The 14,711-nt window shown below is 52.2% G+C and carries 8 protein-coding genes; 2 read left to right on the forward strand and 6 right to left on the reverse strand.

What is annotated here, in order from left to right:
* Nucleotides 1–84 precede the first annotated feature (84 nt).
* A complete protein-coding gene (locus HCG48_RS19025; RefSeq protein WP_168570567.1) occupies nucleotides 85–5,247 on the reverse strand; it encodes a PAS domain S-box protein in 5,163 nt (1,720 codons plus the stop codon).
* 981 nt (nucleotides 5,248–6,228) lie between these two features.
* Between HCG48_RS19025 and HCG48_RS19030 the strand changes: the two genes are divergently transcribed.
* A complete protein-coding gene (locus HCG48_RS19030; protein ID WP_168570568.1) occupies nucleotides 6,229–7,575 on the forward strand; it encodes an AAA-like domain-containing protein in 1,347 nt (448 codons plus the stop codon).
* A 52-nt stretch (nucleotides 7,576–7,627) separates the two neighbouring features.
* Here the strand turns inward: HCG48_RS19030 and HCG48_RS19035 are convergent, their stop codons facing one another.
* The 5 genes from HCG48_RS19035 to HCG48_RS19050 form a co-directional block, all read right to left on the reverse strand.
* A complete protein-coding gene (locus HCG48_RS19035; protein WP_168570569.1) occupies nucleotides 7,628–9,733 on the reverse strand; it encodes a GumC family protein in 2,106 nt (701 codons plus the stop codon).
* Between the two features lie 106 nt (nucleotides 9,734–9,839).
* Nucleotides 9,840–11,276 (reverse strand): SLBB domain-containing protein, encoded by a 1,437-nt coding sequence (locus HCG48_RS19040; RefSeq protein ID WP_168570570.1) that lies wholly within the window; start codon nucleotides 11,274–11,276, stop codon nucleotides 9,840–9,842.
* Between the two features lie 436 nt (nucleotides 11,277–11,712).
* Nucleotides 11,713–12,525 (reverse strand): RNA-guided endonuclease InsQ/TnpB family protein, encoded by an 813-nt coding sequence (locus tag HCG48_RS26200; RefSeq protein WP_246260152.1) that lies wholly within the window; start codon nucleotides 12,523–12,525, stop codon nucleotides 11,713–11,715.
* On the reverse strand, nucleotides 12,425–12,988 hold the full coding sequence (locus HCG48_RS26205; protein ID WP_246259634.1) for an RNA-guided endonuclease InsQ/TnpB family protein: 564 nt from the start codon (nucleotides 12,986–12,988) through the stop codon (nucleotides 12,425–12,427). Before HCG48_RS26205 ends, HCG48_RS26200 begins: the two co-directional genes overlap by 101 nt.
* A 406-nt stretch (nucleotides 12,989–13,394) precedes the next feature.
* Nucleotides 13,395–13,595 (reverse strand): hypothetical protein, encoded by a 201-nt coding sequence (locus HCG48_RS19050; protein WP_168570571.1) that lies wholly within the window; start codon nucleotides 13,593–13,595, stop codon nucleotides 13,395–13,397.
* Between the two features lie 200 nt (nucleotides 13,596–13,795).
* On the opposite strand from HCG48_RS19050, the gene HCG48_RS19055 reads away from it, so the two are divergent.
* Nucleotides 13,796–14,545 (forward strand): protein-L-isoaspartate(D-aspartate) O-methyltransferase, encoded by a 750-nt coding sequence (locus HCG48_RS19055; RefSeq protein WP_210437085.1) that lies wholly within the window; start codon nucleotides 13,796–13,798, stop codon nucleotides 14,543–14,545.
* Nucleotides 14,546–14,711: the final 166 nt, after the last annotated feature.

Below are 14,711 nucleotides of genomic sequence, written 5' to 3' on the forward strand. Positions count from 1 at the left end.
ATTTTACTCTGAAATGACTGGGGAATCGAATCAATAGCTTTAAAATAAGCCCTCAAAATCCTCTTAACATCAGGAGGCGATCGCTCATCGCGTTTGGGTCAGAGGAATTTCTAAAACAAACTCAGTTCCGCGACCGATTTGAGACGTACAGTGCAAAGTTCCCCCATGTTTGTCTACCACAATTTTATAGGCGATCGCCAATCCCAACCCCGTTCCCAAACCGACGGGTTTGGTAGTATAAAACGGATCGAAAATTTTGGCGATCGTCGTTTCGCTCATCCCGATTCCATTATCGGCAATCCGAATTTCAATCGAATTAGCCAGCGATCGCGTGGCAATGAGAATTTGTCCCAATTCCGGGTGATTTTGCCCGGAATTAGAACTGCGATCGCGCTCTTCGATCGCTTCGAGAGCATTATTCAAAATATTCATAAAGACCTGATTCAGTTGTCCCGGATAACATTCAATTTCCGGCAAATCACCGTACTCTTTAACTACTTCGATCTCCGGGCGATGGGAATTGCCTTGCAAGCGATGTTTCAATAACATCAATGTACTGTCGAGATTGTCCTGAATCCGAACTCGCTTCATATCCGCTTCGTCCAAGCGAGAAAAAGTCCGAAGCGACTGGACAATTTTGCGAATTCGTTCGGCCCCAGATTTCATCGAGGCGATCGTTTTGGGGAGATCTTCGATTAAATAGTCCAATTCCACCGCTTCGATCTCCGCTTCGATCGCCGGACTCGGATCCGGATAATGCTGGCGGTACAATGCCAAAACCGAACATAAATCTGCCATGTATTCTTCCGTATGAATCAAATTCCCATAAATAAAATTCACCGGATTGTTAATTTCGTGGGCGACTCCCGCCACTAACTGACCGAGAGACGACATTTTTTCCACTTGAATTAAATTCGCTTGAGTTTGTCGTAACTCGGTTAAAGTTCGTTCTAATTCCAAACTCTTCGCCGTCGCCAATCGCGCCGACTCCCGCGATTGCGTATATAACGAGGCTTGATCGATGGCGATCGCCAGGGAATTACACACTGCCTGTAACAATTCCACCTCGTCTTTTTCCCAAGTACGTTTGGAGAGATCTTGAGTGCAAATCACCGCGAAGATTTCGTCCAATTCCGTTTGCATCGGTAACAGCAAACTCGATTGATGTTGATTTGCCATCATCAAGGCGCGTAAGGTGGGGTCGGGTTCGCGATCGATGTCGTCAATTTGAATCGGTTTGAATTGTAGTAACATCTCCCCGAACGATCCCAATTGTTCGTGGCTGTAATAAGCATTGCTACTGGCTAACTGAGGGGTTTTCGCTTCGTTGACTAACTCCCAAAACGGTCGTTCCCCGTCGCGATAGTAGCGCCAAAACATACAGCGATCGCTCTTTAACAAATTGCGAATTTCGCTGACCGCCGTAGCGACAATAGTTTGTAAATCTAAAGAATTGCGAATTTGGGTCGCCAGACGGTTGAGCAGTTCTTCCCGATACGCCAATTCTCGATATTGGGCTTCGCTGTCTTGTAAGGCCCATTCCGATTGTTTGCGTTCGGTGATATTCGTAGTGGTGACGATCGCCCGCCAGATCCGATCTTCCTCGTCGCGAAGGGGAGTAATGGCGATTTCCCACCAGGTGGCGACGCGATCGAAATTAAACGCTTGCTCGAAACGAATCGCCTCCCCACTGTCTACACATTCTCGATAACGATCGCCGAGAATTTCAGCCGCATTGGCGGGTAGGAACCCAGGCGTCGCCTCGGCGACGATTCCCTCGGGAGCGATCGGTGCCAGTCGCTGCCAGGTCGGATTGTGACCGACATAGCGGAAACGGTAGCCCGTCGGCGATTCGTCCCGTTCGATATCGACGATCGAAATACCGATATCGACCCCTTCATAAATACTGCGTAAAAACTGCTCTTGTTCTCGCAAGGTCATTTCCACCGCTTTGACCTCGGAAATATCGCGGCAGATCGTCGATAAATATTCGACCTCCCCGTTATCGTTGTAATGGGCGATCGCCACTTGCGACACGGGAATTAAGTGACCGTCGGCGTGCAGGAGTTGAGTTTCACCGTGCCAGATCCCCCGTTCGATCGCCGTAGGAATGACGACTTCGACCATGAGTTGACCGATCTCTTGCGGGTGTACGTCGCCGACAGATAAATCCCCGAGGTCGCGATCGTGACTCAAGCCGATCATCTGCCGACCGCCTCGGTTGATGTAGGTAACTTGTCCGGAAAGGGTCGTCGTTCCGATAAAGTCGGGGGTGGCTTCGAGAATCCCCAGCAGGCGCTCATTGAGAGCTTCGGCATGTTTGCGATCGGTAATATCGAGAACCGTACCGAACACTTGCATCACTGTCCCGTCGGGATCCGCACTCGATTCGATGCGAGCGTTGGCATAGCGCCAAGTGCCATCTGCACGCATCACCCGCAAGTCGAGATCGCAAACACTCGGACGGGAAATCGCGGTGTCGAGGGCGTTGCGGTAAGCGTCGCGGTCGTCGGGGTCGATCGCCTGCAACCAGTCGTCAACGGAAGCGATCGCCTCGTCGGGGCTTCGTCCTAAGATCCGGTACAGTTGTTCCGAGGCGACGATCGCCCCGGTGGCGACATTCAACTCCCAACTGCCGATTTGGGCGATCCGTTGGGCTTCTTGGAGTTGCTTTTGGCTGTGACGAAACGCCGCTTCTGCCTGTTGGCGATCGGTGTAGTCGTGCGCAAAACCGATAATGGCGACGATCCGACCGTCTTCGTCCACTAACGGCAATTTCTGGGTTTCAAACAAGCGCAGCTTCCCGTTACCGTCGGTCGCCGGATCGTAAGAATTGTAGATCCTCTCTCCGGCGAGAACGGCGCGATCGTCCTCACGAAAGCCGCGAATACCCCGATCGCGATCGCCGAACACTTGCTCGGGAGGGAATCCCAATTCCAGATCGTCGTGACCGAGCATTTCTTCCGGAGTTTTGCCCAACGCCGTCGCGTAACTTTGGTTGACCAACAGATAGCGAAAGTCCCGATCTTTAGCAAAAATCCAATCTGGGGTCGTATCGATCACCTGTCGTAGCAGCCGTTTGGTTCGTTCGGTGGCTTTCAACGCTTCTGCCACTTGTCGTTCGGCCCGTTTGCGATCGCCGATATCGCGCACGATCCCGAGAATTTCGGTCTCGTCAATCGGTGCGATCCGCGCTTCAAAATCTGCTAAGGTCCCGTCTGGGTTGGGGAGTTGGTACTCGAAACTGTAAATTCGTCCCGTTTCTAGGGCCAAAGCAATATATCCCTCGACGGTTTCAGCAATCGCGGGGGGCAGCACTTCCCGGGTTTTTTTGCCTAAAAAAGCACTGGGGGGAACCGCCAGATTTTCGAGATTGGGGGCTTTGAAGTCGAGAAAGGTCCCGTCGGCACTTTGGCGGAATAACATGTCGGGGATCGTTTCCACAAACGCCCGATAGCGCGCTTCGCTGTCGCTTAAGGCGGTTTCGGTCGCTTTGAGTTCGGTAATGTCGATCGCCACTCCCGACCAAATCGCGCTGCCGTCGGCTTCGAGATCGGGCTTCGATGCGGTTTTGAGCCATTTGAACTCTCCGGACGGGGCGATCGTGCGCCATTCGGACTGCCACAGCTCTAAATGGGTCGCAGAGGCGGCGATCGCTTGTTCGACGCGATCGCGATCCTCGGGATGAATTTGGCCGAACCAGACCTCGGGATCGGCGACGATCGCCTCGGGTTCGACTTCCCACAGTTCCCGACATCCGGAGGAGATGTAGAGGAACGACAGCTCGCCGTCGGGCGATCGCCGCAATTGGTAAATCGCCCCCGGGATGCTGTCGGCGACTTTCTCAAACCGCGTTTGGCTGCGATTGAGGGCAGTTTCGACCCGGGCGCGATCGTTGGTTTCCAGGGTCAGGGCGAGGGCGTAGGCTAAATATTGGGCGAAGTTTTCCTCGCTAATGCTCCAATTGCGTTCTGTCGTCCCGAGATGTTCCAAGCACAAAACCCCGTGCGGGCGATCGCCGCATCGGATCGGCACGTCCAGCATCGCCGTAATCCCCAGGGGAACGAGATAATCGTCGCTCAATTCCCGGGTACGCGGATCCGTGCGCGCGTGGCGGGCGAGGATCGCTCGATTAGCTCCGAGGGATTGGAAATATGCCGGATAGTCCCGCGCCGACAACATCGATCCCCGGGAATGTCGGTCGCCGTCGAGTTCGTAGAGATCCTCGCAGACGATCGCCTCTCCATCGCGATCGTAAAGCCAGATACTGGCCCGCGCGACCCCGAGAACCCGGGCGGCGGTTTCGGTAATTTGGGCGGCGGCAAACTGGAGGTCGGCGCCGTACAAGCTCCGGTGTTTCGCCAGTTCGACCAGGGCCATTTGTTGTTTTAACAGTTGGATTTGGCGATCGCGCTGTCGTCGTTGTTTCTGTTTGCGCTCGTCAATCGACTGTCCGACGCCGAAGAGGGCGCCGCCACCGTCCGCCGTAATGCTCCATTCCACCCACCGTTCCCTACCATCCCCGGTGTCGATCCGGGTTTCAAATTGGCTGTGGGGTTCTCCCCGGTGCAAGCGTTCGAGTTCGGCTGCAGCCAAGGCGCGATCGTCGGCATGGATCCGAGCGAGCCAATCCCGCTCCCCACGGGCGCAAACGCCCTCAAATAAGCGTTCCCAGGCGCGATTGACCCACTGCAATTCCCCCCGCGAGTCGGCAATAAAGTATAAGTCCCGCGCCCGGTTGAGAGTGCGCCCGAGATCGAGGGGCAATGACGAGGGGTTCGGTTCGCTCTGGGGTCGGGGGAGCGCGTACACGACGCCGTCGAGTCGTTGGGGCGTTTCCCCGGTGTCTGGGGTCACCCACAGTTCGTGACGGACCGAACATTCGGATCCGTTCGGTCGTTGAATGGCGTATTCGAGGCTGAGGCGTCGGGGAGTGGCGTCGGTTGGCGGACGATCGAGCAGATCGGCGATCGCCGTTTCCACTCGGGCGCGATCGCGAGGGGCGATCGCCTCCAACCACAGGTGGGGAGCGCTTTCAAAGGCTTCACTCGGGCGATCGTAGAGTTGGCGCGCGGCTTCGTTGAGATATAGCAGTTCTCGGCTGCTGGCTTTGACCGACCACCACCCCTCGGACGCGCGATCGGCTCTCGCTAACAGGAAATCGCAAAGAGCCGCACAGTTTTCCGGGCAAGTTTCCGATGGAATTGTCCGGCGATCGATAACAGTTTTTTTTCGGTAAACAGACATTATTTTTCTCTTTTTAAGCAAAATCAGCCCCAGTTATTTTTAAGGCTCTCTCGCTGGCTTTAAAAAGTCGATTCCATTCCCGAGCGAAGCTGACTTTTATCAAAGTTCGGGGGGGTTTAGCGAAAACCGAATTGTTTTGCAGCTTCGCAGCAAACGGCTCCGACGCGATCGCACTCTCGTTTTGAGTGCTTTTTCTTTTAGCGATCTTTCTGGCGACTATCGCAATCGAAAATATGCCATCCCCTGAATTGATAAGACATGGCCGTTCTTTTCAAAGTATATAAGATCTCGCCAGGGGATCGAACCACGGGAATTCCCCGCTCGTTCCTCCCTGGAAGCGCCGATCTGCTCTGGTCGATGGCGGGCGCGATCGCTCCCAGTTTCGGTTAAGGCAATCCCGATCGCCGATCGCTCCGGGATTGCCTGTTTTTCCCACCGATTCGTCCGGCGATCCGCGATCGCGCGCTCGTTTCGTTACTTTTCTCTTTTCGCCACTTTGAATGCTAAAATCGAACTTTTGTCAATCCGAAAAATTACTTTTTTTATGGAAAAATGAAGGAGCGATCGCCAAGTGACCTCGGTTAAGTGAGTACCTGCGTACATTCACCGATCGGCAACGGCGATCTCCGATTCCCTTTTTTCAATTGAAGCTTTAAACTGGAAATAGATGAGTGCAAGAATTATGAAAAAATCGCCAACCTAAGAATCCGAAAGGATACCCTATTGACATTAATCGGAACCAACGAACTAGGTATTTTGAATCTCAGCCGTATAGAAAATTGATACTTGAAGGCAATCCTCTAAGAGACTATTGCAACCCTCGCCGCTCCAGATTTGAGGGACTGGAATCCCCGCACGATCGCTGCATCCCTCGGGCGATCGTTTGCACGGGAAAGCAAGATGGCTACATAATAGCCTATCGGCTCGATGGCTGTTGACGCGATCGCTCATGTTAAAATCTCAGTTTGCCAACGCTTTCTTATGACAATCGACGAGTTAGTAAATTTACTATGCGCCAGTCAAAATAAAGCCCTCAATCCCGCTCAAGAACTCGTCCTGCGCCAAGCTTGGGAAGGAAAAACATATAATGACATGGCGCGGGACTCCGTTTACGAAGTCGATTATTTGCGAACCACCGCCGCTCGCTTGTGGCAGACCCTTTCTAAGCTTCTCGATCGCCCGATTTCTAAAACCAATTTCCGGGCGATCGTCGAATCCAATTCTCTTAATCTCCAACAACAATATTTAGTTGACGCCAACCTCCAAAAACGCCCAAGTAAGCTAGAATTAGAATATCCGAGCGGTCCGGTTCCCTTAGTCTCGCGATTTTACATCGAACGCCCCCCCATCGAACAACAAGCTTATGCAGAAATTACCAAACCTGCCAGTGTAATTCGCATCAAAGCCCCCAAAGAAATGGGGAAAAGTTCGTTAATGTTGCGGATTTTAAAAGAAGCATCCAGGTTGGGCTATCATGTCGCTCCGCTCGACCTCAATCAAGCCGATGTCGCCATCTTGAATCATCCCGATAAGTTCTTGCGTTGCTTTTGCAGGCTCGTGGCGCAACGGCTAAATTTAGCTCCTAATTTAGATGAATATTGGGATGAAGAGATCGGTTCTAAAATTAGTGCAACTTTATATTTTAAATGGTATATCCTCGAAGCGATCGACCGACCCATATTTTTAGCCTTAAATGAAGTCAATCGCGTTTTTGAATATCCCGAACTCGCTCGGGATTTCTTACCCTTATTGCGATCGTGGCACGAAGAAGCTCAACATATTGTCGCCTGGCAAAAATTGCGATTGGCGATCGTTTATTCAACTGAAGTTTACGTCCCCCTCCAGATCCACCAATCCCCTTTTAACGTCGGTTTACCGTTAAAATTAACCGATTTTACCCCAGAACAAGTGATGGATCTAGCAATCCGTCACGGCTTGAATTGGATGCGCGATCGCTCCGTCAAACAACTCATGGATCTCGTCGGCGGACATCCCGCTTTAGTTCGGATCGCGTTGTACCATTTAGCCCGCGAAGAAACCTCGCTCAAACAGTTATTACAAACCGCCCACACTGAAGCAGGAATTTACCGCGACCACCTGCGCCGTCATTGGGTCACTCTAGAACAAAACGCCGAATTAACCGAAGCCTTTCGAGAAGTCGTGCGATCGGGAAGTGGGGCGATCTTACAACCCATCCTCGCCTATGAATTGGAAAGTATGGGATTAGTTAAACTCGACGGCGAAGAAGTCCGCGTCAGTTGTGAATTGTATCGGCGTTATTTCGAGAGAGAATTCTTCCTAGAGAGTCCTGGATCCCTTAGTTTTTAAGATCTAAGCGATCGCCGTTCTCGTCCGAGTTCGATATCTTTCCTATTATGTTTTAAAACTTCCTTACTTTAACTCGATTGGCGACCGTTCCCAACAAAGGAATCCCCGCCAATCGCAGATCGTCTAACGCGCGTTCGAGTACCCCACTTTTAATCTTACCGATCGCCGCTACCAGCAGCAAACCGTCCGTATTTGCCGTAATCAAACTCACGTCCGCCAGACCGACAATTTTAGTCGTATCGTAAATGACTAAATCAAATGTCGATTGCATTTTGTGCATTAAATCGACCATTTTTTGCGATGCCAGTAACCGAATTGGATCCGGAGGAATCGACCCCGCCGTTAAGACAAATAAGTTATTTTCAAGGGGCGATCGCTCGATCGCTTCTTCCAATTCAAACTGTCCCGTAATTAAATCCGTCAATCCGTGTTTGTTCAACAATCCCGCGCGTTCGTGTAACTCCGGAGAACGCAAGTCGGTATCCACAATTAAAACCCGTTGTCCCATCGCCGCCGCCGCCTGCGCCAAATGAATCGCTACCGTAGACGTTCCCTCATCGTCTCCAGAAGCGGCGATCGTCAGCGAATGGATGGCGCGATCGCAATTCAACAGGCGAATATTAGCATATAAAGAACAAAATGCTTCAAAAAAAGGCTCGATTTGATACGCACGACCGGACGCCGAACTCAACGTATATTTCGCCGTAACTTGTTCCACTAATGCCGACAAACTGACAACCGCCGACACCTTTTTAAGCTGTCGATTTAAAGGAATCGCACCCAGAATCGGACGTTTTGTCAAATATTTGAGATCGCGAAGAGTGTAAATGCGGTTGCTTAATTTATCGATGCCTAACGCCGCACCAAACCCGAGCATTAACCCTAAAATAATTCCTAAAGCTGCGGTTTTCTTGACATCATTTTTCGAGGGTTGAGGTTCGCCAATCGGTGCGAGCAACCGCCAAGGAATCTCCCGTTGAGCCGCATCAATTCGCAACGCTTCTCGTTTCGCCAAAAACTGATTGAGGTTCTCCGTGGCAATTTGTAATTCCCGTTGAATATCGCTGTACTCCCGGGTAATTACTGACAGTCGTTTGACCTCTCCATTGAGCCGTTCGACCGTCTGGCGTAAGGCGCGATCGAGTGCTTCGAGTTCGCGCAACTGACTGGCCAATTCTGCACGAACGCGCTCCCCTTCTTGAGCCAATAAACTTAATAAATTCTCCCGTTGTTCCCGCAAAATGCGAATGTCGGGACTGGTATCGAGAAACAACACCGAATCTTTCGCAATCTGCGTGTCAATGTCTTGTAACTGAGTTAACAATCCCTGATAGCGCGCGTTATCTTTCAACGCCACCGCCGTTGCTAATTCGGGGGTATTTTCCGAGAGTTCTCGTTCTAAATCTTGGTAGAGCGATCGCACTTTCGCCAATTCCAATTCATTATTGAGCAGTTGCTGCTCGACCCCTCCCATTTGACTGGTCAGTTGTTGGGCCTTATTCGCCGGATCGATTAAATTATCCCTTTGTCGCATATTTTGCAGTTGCTGCTGCAAATTATCCACGCGAGCATCCAGTTGGGGAATTTGTTCTTCGACAAACTCAATTCCCTGGCGGATATCGGTTTGGCGTTCCTCCAAACTGTAGCTGAGAAATGCTTCAGCTACCAATTCTAAAACATCGGCGACTAACTCCGAATCCGAATTCGTATAACCGACTTGTAAAATATTCGCTCCCGTAACTTTAATACTTAAATTTTTCATTAAGGCTTGGTAGCTCAATTGCGGATATTTCCCTTGCAATTGCTCGACAAGCGGAGAGAGCACCCCCGGACTGAGCAAGACCTTAATTTTGGTCTCGTCGAGGGTCGAAAGCGATTCCTCGCGACCGCTTAAGGTTTGTGGGAGGGAAGAAATCACCTGAGTTTCAACGGTAACGGGTTCGGTGAGAATCTCAAATTGTGCCTGATAAACGGGAGTATAGTTCAGTGCGTTGAGGGTCGCTCCCGTAGCAACTAACACCGTCAAGCCAGCAATTACCCACAGCCGACGACGAACGGCGCCGACGATCTGAGTGAGATCTAAACCGCCTTCATCGTCATCGTTCGACGGAGCTGATTTCGCCAAACTTAGAGGTTGAGCGTACTGTCCATCATCCATGTTTACCTGTCTCGACGGGACTTTCTTTGAGAGTCTCGAAAGATCGCCCTTGACAACTCTCAACGGGTGCCAGCAATTCTAGCCGATCGCCTTCCCGAGTGGGGGCTTACTGACCGAACAATCCGAAGAAGCGAAAGGGAAAATTGAGAATGGTTAACAATTTACCCAAAGGATTGATCGCAGTATCCATGGTATCGGAGATACTTGCTAAGGTAGAGCGACTGATGACGATCGCGTCGGCGTTGCGTAGGGCCGGGTTGTTGAGCTCGTTGAGTCCTTGGCTGAAATCGAGGTCGATGGTTCGTTGAGAAATCGTCCCGTCGGGATTGAGCCGAATTAACTCGACCGAATCGGTATCCGCTCGATTGGTAAAGCCTCCCGCCGCCAATAAGGCTTGATTGAGCGGGGTATTGGGGGGGATTTGGATCCCTCCGGGTTGTTTGACTTCGCCGACGATGTTCACTCGGATGTTTTCCGCCGAAAAGCTCGCCGTTGCGAGTTGCGTGCTTTCGGACGGTTCGATTTCACGGGCGATCGGAACGACGATCGTATCTCCATTTTGCAGGCGCAAGTCTTGGCTGAGATCCCCAACCTGCAACAGTTGCCACAAGTCTACTTCGATGATTTGTTGGGAACCGTTGCGGGTGGGGCGCCGTATTTGCAAGCGCCGGATATTGGCGAGGGGTTTGATTCCTCCGGCGGCTTGCAGAGCTTGGGTGACGGTCGGTAAGCCTTCGGCGCCGCCGCTACTGTTGAGGGTGTGTGTTCCCGGTCGGTAGACTTCGCCGACGACGGCAATGTTTAATGGCGGCACTTCTTTGGCGGCGAAGCTGGCGGCGGCGAGTTCCGAGGCTTCTTGCAGGTCGATTTCGGTGAGGGTGGGAATGGCGATCGTGTCGCCGTCGCGTAGGGTCAGATCGGCGCTGAGATCCCCGGTTTTGAGCAGACTCCACAGGTCTACCTGGATCTCTAAATCCGGTCCGGAATGTTGGGGACGCCGGATGCGCGCGTTTCTCAAGTCGGCGGATTGGGTGATTCCTCCGGCAATTTCGATCGCCCGGGTCAAGGTGGGAAATTGAGCGCCTTCTCGGGTCAGGGTATAGGCGCCGGGTCGTTGGACTTCTCCGGCAATCCCGATTTTTAAGGGGCGCGGTTCGACGAGGGAGACGGTGACGATCGGTTGTCTGAGATAGGCGGAATAGGCTTCAACGAGAACTTGACTGGCCCGTTCTAAGGTCAACCCCTCTACGGGGATTTTACCGACGAGGGGCAGGTTGAGAGACCCATCGACGAGGACTTCTTGTTCTCCACTGTACTGGGGAACGCGCAGGATTTCGATGCGAATCCGATCGCCTCCTCCCAAGGTATAGGCTTGTTCGAGTTGGGGGGAGTTAGGGGTAACCCGAATCACGGGATCGGCGGGAAGGGCTGGTGTTTGGGCGAGGCTGGGTTGCGATCGCCCCACCACGATCGCGGCGCTACAGCTCAATCCCACAACGGTCGTGGCGATCGCCGTAGATAAGGCAAAATGGCGATGGTGCATAGGACTAAACCGAGATTTATAAAAGGTTTTATCGAAATTATTCTACTGGGGTACTTTTTTTGGCTCTCCATCCAATCTCTAGATCGAGGCTCTCAGAGGGTTGGCGATCGCTTCCCTCTCCCTCGGGAATCGACTGCAGGCGGAATGCATGGGGTTTACTTTGTATAAGTATCGTTTTTTTTGATGCCACTTCTCCCGAATTTTAGCAATTTTGGAGAGATTTTTAACGTTTAAAAAGTGAGTTTTTAGCGTTCGATCTCATTTTTTAATTGGGCGAATTACAGGCGCGATCGCTCGTGTTCGTGCTAAGCGCGACCGACAAATCGGCGCGATCTTCGACTAAATACAGAACACCTATAACTTTATTCGAGATTCCTCCAAACTGTAAGGAAGTATTGCAATCAATCGTGACATCCTCCCGACGCTGAATCAAAGATTACAGCGCGGGCTTCCCAACCTCACAATTGGGTATTCGGGCCCCACGCCACTTATCTAGGTCATAGACCCCCGACAGACCGACTTGACAGGCGGTTTCCGTTCCCCAGAGTCCCTGGGATACTACATTCTCTAGTCCACGATCCAAAACCATCTCTGCTGCGGCACGGTCACGATGCGTTCGATACCCACACTCAGGACAATGATGCTCTCTGACTTCCAACCCTTTGCTGACCGTAGCAAGGCAGTTGGGGCAGGTTTGACTGGTGCCGTTGGGGTTGACTTTAGCAAAGTAGACTCCTCGCTTCCAGCAAACCCATTCCGTCAGAGACAGGAATTGTCCGAAGGCAGCATCTACACAATCTTTTCGCAACATCCCTCGCGTCAAGCCTTTGACGTTGAGATCTTCTGCAAAGATAGTTTGCGCCCGGTCGCAAAGCTGATGAGCCGTTTTCAGATGGAAATCTTTACGACGATTGGCAATGCGATGGTGCATTCTAGCCACTTCGATTTGCGCCTTCTCCCAATTTTGAGAACCCTTCTGTTTTCGTGCCGCTCTGCGTTGCAGCAATTTCAGCTTGCGTTGCATCGACTTGAAAAACTGGGGCCGCTCTTGGAAAGAGCCATCGGAAGCGGTCAAGAATCGCTCCAATCCCAAATCAATCCCAATCGCCCGACCGTGAACCGGAGCATCGGGAACCGATACGCTCGACTCAATCGTGATGACGACATACCATTGTGTACCCCGTACCCTGGACAGTACCCTTACCTGTATCCCCCCAACCCCCCTTTGAAAGGGGGGCGAAGGGGGGATGCAGCTTGGTAGGTACTTCCCCAATCTTTGGCAATTTGATTGTGAAGCCATTGATGGGATTGTTCTTGAACTGGGGAAACACAAAGGATTTGAATTGACCGAACTTTTTGAAACGCGGGAATCCATGTCCCCGCTTCTGAAATGCTTCCCAGGTATCGTGCAGTCTGCGAATTGTGGTCTGCAACACCTGAGAATGTACCTGACCCAGATGCGGGAATTGCTTCTTCGCTTTGGGCAGGTTGTTCTGCTGACGATGGTAGGACGGAAATGGTTCATCGGCAGGAATGATGTATTCCTTTTCCAGCGAGCATCGGTCTACCTGACACTTACGCGAAGCAATCCAATCCTTGAGTTCGCGCAAAGCGTAGTTATATACGCCTGTGCACGTCTCAAGCCACGACCGCAGTTCAGTCTGCTGCAAGGCATCTGGATAGATTCGGTAGGTGTAGTTCATGGTCAGCATAGCCGGAGTTTACCACAGGCTATAGCTGCTGATAAATGCTGGTCTCATCTCCATCGTAGGGCTTGGCCCTTCCCGCAGGGTGGGGATGAGACCAGCTCGGGGAGTCCATGGATCCCGACGCTGATGCTTCGCATACAGCGCGGGACTTATAGCTCCCCGAACCCCTCAAAAGTTAAAAATCTATATAGCAGTTTTCGCTGTTGGGCGGTACATTTCAATCCCCCTAAATCCCCCTTAAAAAGGGGGACTTTCCTCGTTCCCCCCTTTTTAAGGGGGGTTAGGGGGGATCGGCACTGTACCTCATCAGACGCCCGAATGCTGTATAGCTTAATTTCCTCGCTCCCCTTCAATGGCCACGATCGCAACGGCGATCGCACGGATCGCCGATGGAACGTTAAGGCTTGGATTATACTTGGGGCTGGCCTTTGGTGTCGTCGCGCTTGGGGACGCTCGGCGCTTCGAGACCCCGCTCGATCGCGTACCCTTGGCGGCCTAATTCCCGCACGAATTCGGTAGGGTCGGCGGCGATCGGCCTTGGCGGTGGAACCTCTGACGGATCCCCCTGTTGTAAGTGTCGCTGTTTTTTAATTCGCGCTTTTTTTCCCATTGTTCTTTTCCCCGTTCAATGTTTCAACTCGATCCAATTTCTTCGTTGCTGCGGGCGATCGCCCCCCGGGGTTCGTTCCCTCAGCCGATCTTGAAAAGGCGTACGATAAAGAAAGAAGAAACTGTAAATTTTAAAGGCTTTTAGAGATAAGTTTAACTTGAAATAATTGCATCCTCAATATTTGAGGGAGAGAGGGACAAATGAACAGGTGGGTTATCCTCTTATGGATTTGCTTGTCCTTCACCGTGCTAAGCAGTTGTCAGGTGGTGGAAGAGGACAGCAAGCCTTTTATGCCAACTCCAGTGACGAAGGCTCAAGATACACTCAATTTCGATCGCGCGCGATCGCAAATGGTGGAACGACAACTGCGCGATCGCGGCATCGAAGATCCTGCAGTTCTCGCCGCCATGCAACGGGTACCGCGCCATCGCTTCGTCCCGTCCGATCTGGTCGATCTCGCCTATCAGGATTCGCCTTTGCCGATTGGCTACGACCAAACGATTTCCCAACCGTATATCGTGGCCTACATGAGCGAGGTCGCCCAAATTGCTCCGGGCGATCGCGTCCTCGAAATCGGCACGGGTTCCGGGTATCAAGCCGCGATCTTGGCACAACTGGCCCGGGAAGTGTACACGATCGAAATTATTCCCGAACTCGCCGCCAGCGCCAGCGCGACGTTACAGGAATTGGGATATGAAAATATCGAGGTCAAAGCCGGGGACGGTTATCGCGGTTGGCCCGAAGCGGCGCCGTTCGAGGCGATCGTCGTGACCGCCGCCCCCGATCGCGTCCCGCAAGCGCTAATCGAACAATTGGCGATCGGGGGCAAATTGGTGATTCCCGTCGGCACCTCCGTTCAACAAATGACGATTATCACCAAAACCGAGGAAGGTATCGTCGAAGAACAAACCCTCCCGGTGCGCTTCGTTCCCATGACGGGCGGCTCGTGACGTTCTCCCGACACTGACCTATGCGCTTCGCCCAGGCTTCGCCAAGGGTACAGCGCGGGCTTCCCACCTCACGGACAGAAGTCTATCTGCCCCGGCGTCTTGGGAAGTTCCTGTTTCATCCGGTCTGGTCTAGGCAACGCCCCCGACCGAACCCGTCCACAGGCAT

The sequence above is a fragment of the Oxynema aestuarii AP17 genome (genome assembly GCF_012295525.1).
In the GTDB taxonomy this organism is placed as follows: domain Bacteria; phylum Cyanobacteriota; class Cyanobacteriia; order Cyanobacteriales; family Laspinemataceae; genus Oxynema; species Oxynema aestuarii.

What these genes read in the sequence shown, in the direction of transcription:
- HCG48_RS19025 (WP_168570567.1), bottom strand. Translation starts at nt 5,247, where the DNA reads ATGTCTGTTTACCGAAAAAAAACTGTTATCGATCGCCGGACAATTCCA.
- HCG48_RS19030 (WP_168570568.1), top strand. Translation starts at nt 6,229, where the DNA reads ATGACAATCGACGAGTTAGTAAATTTACTATGCGCCAGTCAAAATAAA.
- HCG48_RS19035 (WP_168570569.1), bottom strand. Translation starts at nt 9,733, where the DNA reads ATGGATGATGGACAGTACGCTCAACCTCTAAGTTTGGCGAAATCAGCT.
- HCG48_RS19040 (WP_168570570.1), bottom strand. Translation starts at nt 11,276, where the DNA reads ATGCACCATCGCCATTTTGCCTTATCTACGGCGATCGCCACGACCGTT.
- HCG48_RS26205 (WP_246259634.1), bottom strand. Translation starts at nt 12,988, where the DNA reads ATGCTGACCATGAACTACACCTACCGAATCTATCCAGATGCCTTGCAG.
- HCG48_RS19050 (WP_168570571.1), bottom strand. Translation starts at nt 13,595, where the DNA reads ATGGGAAAAAAAGCGCGAATTAAAAAACAGCGACACTTACAACAGGGG.
- HCG48_RS19055 (WP_210437085.1), top strand. Translation starts at nt 13,796, where the DNA reads ATGAACAGGTGGGTTATCCTCTTATGGATTTGCTTGTCCTTCACCGTG.